The organism is Burkholderia territorii, assembly GCF_902833055.1.
Lineage (GTDB): Bacteria > Pseudomonadota > Gammaproteobacteria > Burkholderiales > Burkholderiaceae > Burkholderia > Burkholderia territorii.
In genome coordinates, this window is record NZ_CADFEJ010000086.1 from 1 (window position 1) to 555 (window position 555).

General features: G+C 70.5%; 1 pseudogene. It reads left to right on the forward strand.

The features are described 5' to 3' along the window. Positions 1 to 555, forward strand: a pseudogene (locus HW466_RS31125) (UxaA family hydrolase); the annotation flags it as partial.

Here is a 555-nt window from a genome sequence, read left to right on the forward strand (position 1 = left end):
GGCGGCCTGCTGGAGCAGGAAGGCCTGCAGCCGAACGCGCGCCTGCATACCTTCGTGATGCAGGAGAACGGCGGCACGCGCGCCACCATCGAATCGGGCATCGCGGCCGTGGCGGCGCTGCTGCCGGAGGCGAACCGTGTCGCGCGCACCGCGGTGCCGGCCAGCGAGCTGCGCGTCGGCCTGCAATGCGGCGGCTCGGACGGTTTTTCCTCGATCACGGCCAACCCGGCGCTGGGCGCCGCGGTCGACCTGCTGACGAGGCACGGCGGCACCGCGATCCTGTCCGAGACGCCCGAGATCTACGGCGTCGAGCACACGCTCACGCGCCGCGCGGTGAGCCGCGAGGTGGGCGAGCAACTGGTGGAGCGGATCCGCTGGTGGAAGGACAGCTATTCGGTGGGCCGCGACGTGCAGATCAACGGCAAGGTCAGCCCCGGCAACCAGGTCGGCGGTCTCGCCAATATCTTCGAGAAGTGCATCGGCTCCTCGATGAAGGGCGGCACCGGCCCCTTGATGGCGGTATATCGCTATGCCGAACCGGTCCGCGCGCGCGGC